The organism is Sphingomonas olei, from assembly GCF_045369765.1.
In the GTDB taxonomy this organism is placed as follows: domain Bacteria; phylum Pseudomonadota; class Alphaproteobacteria; order Sphingomonadales; family Sphingomonadaceae; genus Sphingomonas; species Sphingomonas panaciterrae.
Genome location: NZ_JBIQEU010000048.1, coordinates 1 through 4,351 on the forward strand (window position 1 = coordinate 1; position 4,351 = coordinate 4,351).

Genomic DNA, 4,351 nt, shown 5'->3' on the forward strand with positions numbered 1-4,351 from the left:
CTTCGTCACTACGACGAAGCCCAGATCCTCCTTAAATCACAACCTCAAATCTGTGCCATTGGTGCTGACGGCGGACAGGGCATCGGAAAGGCGGACGTCGCGGAGGTATTTCGGCATCTGCGCTTCGTGATTTTCAACTATGACCGTTGCCTTGAGCAGTATCTCTGGCTGGCGCTTCAGGCGTATTTCGACCTCGACGGTGCAGCGGCGACCAGGATCCTCGCCCAGGTCGAGTTCCTCCACCCCTACGGTTCCCTCGGGCCGCTGCCGTGGCAGACGACCGAAGGCGAGCAGGCGGTGCCGCTCGGAGGGAGCGATGGGCTGAACCTCTGGGAGGTGGGATCACGCGTCCGGACGTTCACGGAAAGCGTGGAGAGCACCGTCGAGCCGCGGATCAAGGCCGTGATGGAGGACGCCTCCACCATCCTGCTGCTCGGATTCGGCTACCTCGACCAGAACGTCCAGCTGCTCACGCCGGGAGAGAAGCGGAACGCCTCGCGGGTCATCAGCTCGGCCTACGGCGTCTCGCAGTCGGACCAAGCGATCATCCTGACGGTGATGGGCAGCTTCGCACGGCCCACCGGCCCGGAGATCATGTTGGAGCCGGGAACCTGCCGGGACCTGTTCGGCAACTACCGCCTGCAGCTGAGCCTCAGGTAGTCTAACCTCCTTCGGCTGCTACCAGGTCGGTAATGCACTCACATATGGATGATTGCACGCGTCCGCTGGTCGCAGTGCCGGCAGCATGACACCGAGGTTCGCATAAGTGGCAACAGCGAACCTGATAAGGGTCAATGTCAAAGAAGGTGGTGCCGCTTACAGGACTCGAACCTGTGACCCCCGCATTACGAATGCGTTTGGATCGAGAAAAATCGAGCAAAATCAACGATGACGATGCGGAATAGGACCTGAAAACAGGGGGAGGTCGAGCGATTCGCGATACCAGCGTGATACCAGGTTTTCGCAGCGCGGCGGCATTGGGAGCGTGTTGCTGTCCCTAGGTCACCCCACGATCACCGGACGGGGGAGCCGGCGAGGATCAGGGTTGGCGGGAGGGGGCCTCTTAATCATCGCCGGCAACCCACCGTTCATTCATTGCATTTATTGCGAATATCGTATAGAGGCACTCAGCCCGCTCGGAGACATCCCATGACGCTGCCCGCCTTCGCCGAGCCCTTTGGCGATCGCCTCCCCACGGTCGACGAACGCCGGGCCGCGGATCAGTTGCGGCGTCTCATCGCGCAGCACGCAACCGGCGACGCGACGCTCAAGGTTTTCGATCCCGACGCGCACAAGCCCGTCGAGATCACGCTCACTCGGGCGATGTCCGATCTGCTGCTCGATCTGCTGCGCCAGGTGGGCAGCGGTCATGCCGTGACCCTCCTCCCGATCCGTGAACTGCTCACCACCCAACAGGCGGCCGATCTGCTGAACGTGTCGCGTCCCTATCTCATCGGCTTGCTCGACAAGGGCGTGATCAATCACACGTTCACCGGGCGCCACCGCCGAATCCGAGCGGAGGACGTCTTCGCCTACAAGGCAAAGCGGGACGCGGACCGCGCCGACGCGCTTTCCGATCTCGCCGCAGGCGATGCTGACCTCCTGTAGTGTTCGCCAATCGCTACACTGCGCTGGTCGATGCGTGCTCGCTCGTCGACACCATGCGCAGGAACCTCCTGCTCACGCTGGCAGAGGCCGAGTTCTTTCGTGTCAGATGGTCGGTGCCGATCATGGAGGAGACGGAGCGCGCGATCGCGCGTCTCGCGGAGGGCAAGGGATACGCTGATGCCGCGGCGCGCGGATCGAGAGCGCGCCTGGCGATGGAGCGCGCGTTCGAGGAAGCATCGGTTCGCGACTTCCCGGACGACATTCTCACTCCGCTCAACATCGAGGCCCGGAACGCCGACGACTTTATCGCCGACACCATTGCGCTGGACCTTGGCCGCGCGATTCCGGCGCTGCGACGGATGCGCAAACGGTTGAGAGTGCCGCCACTCGAAGCGGATCGACTGCTGCGAGACATGGAAGCGCGAGGGTTGATCGCGACGGCGGACACGCTGGCTTCGTTCGTGAGGTCGCTTTAGACGTTGAATAAGAAGGTGGCGAACGACCGGCCAGCTGATGACCTCCACACCGGCCCCTTCGCTTGACGCCACCGGAAGTTTCGGGAACGACCTCTCTCCATATTGGTCAGGTAGAGCTGATCGGCGGTTCGCTTCGGAGTCAGCTCTCTTGCAGGGTCAGCAAGGCTGGTCTGATCGTCCCAGCGCGCGCTCCGCGATCGACCGAGCTCGAGAAGTCATCGTCGATACGGCCTCACCCGCGCTCTTGAGCGTAGCCGACGGCGAGAACGCTCTAGATGTCGCGAACTCTGCCTCCACCGCAGCGATCGCCCATTGCTCGCGTTCGTCGAGATGGCCGTCAGCCATCACCACCTCTCGGAGTAGAGACAGGAGCTCCTCCTGCATCTGCGCGGCATTGCAGTCGGGGCTGGCCTTCTGGAAGTCGGCTAGAGCTTGCGCGAGCGGCTTTACCTCGGTCGTGTCGCTCGCCTCTTTGTAAAGCGCCAGAGCCGCGGCGATGTAGTCGGGATCGTAGCCCCAAACCTCGATGAAATGCTCCGCAATCGTAGAGCTCTCCGCTGGATCCACCCGGCCGTCGATGGCAGCGACGCGCATCGCGAGGGGGCCCATCAGGTCGAGCAGCGAAACTGCAAGGGCACTGACCGGCGAGTTGATGAAGTGCGGCACGACGTCGACGCCTGGTTCTACCGCATCGCGGATCATCCGCGTCACGCCCCAATACACCCCGCCAGTAGCGACAGCCGCCAACGCGACCCAGCCGACCGGCGTGGCGGCCGCGGTGCCGACGCCGAGCGCCGCGGTGAACGCCGACCAACCCGTGGGCGCGAAGAAGGTCGTGGCGACCCAGGACGATGCCGCCACCTGACCGCCGGTCAGTGCCATGCCGCCCACATCCCACGCCGACCGTGCGCCCTTCGTCACCCGCGAGGTCCAGTAGACGTCGCCGCCGATCCGAAGCTGGCGCTTAAATCGGTGCGCGTCGGCATCCGCGAGCACCCGGTTGACGCCGGAGAAGCACTCTATCAGTTCAGTCACGCGAGCTTCGCCGCCACGCTGCGTTCGAGTTCGGTAACGCGCGCGCGTAGCCCGCCGTCCTTCACGTCGGCGATGGCGCCAGTTCCGAGCCCGAGCGCGACTAGGAGCGGTGTCACCATGGGCCCGAGCAGAAGTCCGACGACGGGGATGGAGCCGATCAACGCACCCATCGTAAAGCCGACGATGACACCGAACGTCGTTGCCGGGAAGGCGCGCGCGAACTCCAGGATGCGTGCGACGATCTCACGACCGATCGCGACCACACGCGTGCCGACCTCGGCCGACACGTCGAGGGCGTGCTTGAGCCAGTGCTTGGCGTCGGCGCTGATGGCGAGATCATCGATGCGCGCGATGATGGCTGTGCGCGACGGCAACGTCGCGGATGACGAACTATCCAAAGCGTTTCTCCCCCGAGGACGGACAAATACAAGCGATATTGCCGACACTTGTCGAGAGCCGAAAAAACGAGTGCGACCGAGACTGTCGCAGCTGAGCACTTGCCATGCTCCGGCCGCCGGTTAGCCTGACGCCGGTTCGCTGGTGATGATCGTCCTCCTCCCGATCGCGTTGATCGTGTTTTTCCTGCTGTGGTGGGCGCTTGCGCGCGTCGTGCCGTTCGTAGTTGGCCTGGCGCTCACCGTGGCAAAAGGCGTGGCACTTGCTGTTGCCGCTGGCGCGTTCGCGGCGTTGCTTGCCAGCTACGGGACGGTTGATCCCTCAGCGACAGGCGTATGTGTTGGGCTTATCGCGCTACCCTATACGCTCAGCGGAGTTTTGGCGCTCGTGGCTCGACGAGCGCTGGGGCCAGCGCCGGCTCCAACGCCCTACACCCAACCCCGCGCAACCCTCGTCGGCGAGGACCTTGTCGCCAAGGGTGCCCCCCCCCCCAAATGCCCCCAGTCGGTCAGGGCTTGGCTGGGACGTGGCAAAAGGCGCGAGGCGTCGCCGGCAAACATGGTCGAGACCTAAAGCTGGCAGAGGAGCAGGTCACTCGGTTCCTAGATCATGCCGCGCGCGAGCCACTTGATCCCTTTTTGATCGACTACCTTCCAGTGATCGAGCTTCGCCTGCTCCAACTCGTCGACGGCATCGAAGCGGCGATCTCGCTCCTACCGACCGAGCAGGCGAGAAGCGCGAAGCGTTGCGAGCTGGTGGTGTCAATCGGCGTCCAAAAAGGACCCCCTATCGGCGTGCAAAAGGGACCCCCTTCGTCGAGCAGCGTGACGGGTATG

Annotated in this window: 5 protein-coding genes and 1 pseudogene; 4 read left to right on the forward strand and 2 right to left on the reverse strand. The window is 63.7% G+C overall.

Annotated features, from left to right (window positions below; all coding sequences use genetic code 11):
• From ACH0BU_RS17770 to ACH0BU_RS17780, 3 genes are all read left to right on the forward strand, one after another.
• Positions 1-660 (forward strand): hypothetical protein (locus ACH0BU_RS17770; protein WP_500264442.1); only part of this gene is annotated, 660 nt, incomplete at its 5' end.
• 489 nt (positions 661-1,149) lie between these two features.
• The gene (locus ACH0BU_RS17775; RefSeq protein WP_500264443.1) at positions 1,150-1,608 is read left to right on the forward strand and encodes a helix-turn-helix domain-containing protein; all 459 of its coding nucleotides are present in this window, start codon (positions 1,150-1,152) and stop codon (positions 1,606-1,608) included.
• On the forward strand, positions 1,608-2,084 hold the full coding sequence (locus ACH0BU_RS17780; RefSeq protein WP_500264444.1) for a VapC50 family PIN domain-containing toxin: 477 nt from the start codon (positions 1,608-1,610) through the stop codon (positions 2,082-2,084). The genes ACH0BU_RS17775 and ACH0BU_RS17780 overlap by 1 nt, the downstream gene beginning before the upstream one ends.
• A 156-nt stretch (positions 2,085-2,240) precedes the next feature.
• Here the strand turns inward: ACH0BU_RS17780 and ACH0BU_RS17785 are convergent, their stop codons facing one another.
• Together ACH0BU_RS17785 and ACH0BU_RS17790 are read right to left on the reverse strand one after the other, a co-directional pair.
• On the reverse strand, positions 2,241-3,119 hold the full coding sequence (locus tag ACH0BU_RS17785; RefSeq protein WP_500264445.1) for a TerB family tellurite resistance protein: 879 nt from the start codon (positions 3,117-3,119) through the stop codon (positions 2,241-2,243).
• Positions 3,116-3,493: a hypothetical protein gene (locus ACH0BU_RS17790; RefSeq protein WP_500264446.1), complete on the reverse strand. Its 378-nt coding sequence runs from the start codon at positions 3,491-3,493 to the stop codon at positions 3,116-3,118. Before ACH0BU_RS17790 ends, ACH0BU_RS17785 begins: the two co-directional genes overlap by 4 nt.
• A gap of 660 nt (positions 3,494-4,153) precedes the next feature.
• Between ACH0BU_RS17790 and ACH0BU_RS17795 the strand changes: the two are divergent.
• Positions 4,154-4,351, forward strand: a pseudogene (locus ACH0BU_RS17795) (hypothetical protein); the annotation flags it as partial.